Below are 507 nucleotides of genomic sequence, written 5' to 3'. Positions count from 1 at the left end.
ACCGGCTGGCGCCTTTGTCGGTGGTGGTTTGGAGGAAATGGCCAAGGTCTATGGCTGGCTCGGCAGTGTCGCTCGAGGCTGGCTGATTGGCATTCTGGAACGAAAGTGCGAGCCCGGCACGCTGTTGATGGACGGAATCTTTGTGCGTCCGGAAGCTCGCAGCCTTGGTGTCGGGTCGGCGTTGCTCGAAGCGATAGAGCGTCGTGCCGTGGCGAACGGATTGAAGCAGGTTCGCCTGGACGTGATCGACGAGAACCCCAGGGCGCGGGTTCTCTATCAGTCGCGAGGCTTCGAGGCGCGATCCCACGTTTCGATGAGCGCTCTGAAACCTGTATTCGGATTTCGGTCTACGACGACGATGATAAAGACCGTCGGCTAATCTGGCCTCGATGACCGGCGGCGTTGCGGTCAAACGAGGCGCTTGATGAGAGGCGGCGCTTTACGCGCCGCCGTCGAACTTCATGACCGGAATACCAAGCTTGCGGGCCTTGTCCGCGAGGTTCTCCT

General features: G+C 60.6%; 1 protein-coding gene. It reads left to right on the top strand.

Annotated features, from left to right (window positions below; genetic code table 11):
* Positions 1-379 (top strand): GNAT family N-acetyltransferase (locus HBA93_RS18275; RefSeq protein ID WP_221724246.1); only part of this gene is annotated, 379 nt, incomplete at its 5' end.
* Between the last annotated feature and the right edge of the window lie 128 nt (positions 380-507).

The organism is Ochrobactrum sp. SFR4 (genome assembly GCF_019730395.1).
In the GTDB taxonomy this organism is placed as follows: domain Bacteria; phylum Pseudomonadota; class Alphaproteobacteria; order Rhizobiales; family Rhizobiaceae; genus Pseudochrobactrum.
Note: the sequence above shows the minus strand (reverse complement) of the source record. Positions and strands in the feature narration are given on the sequence as shown.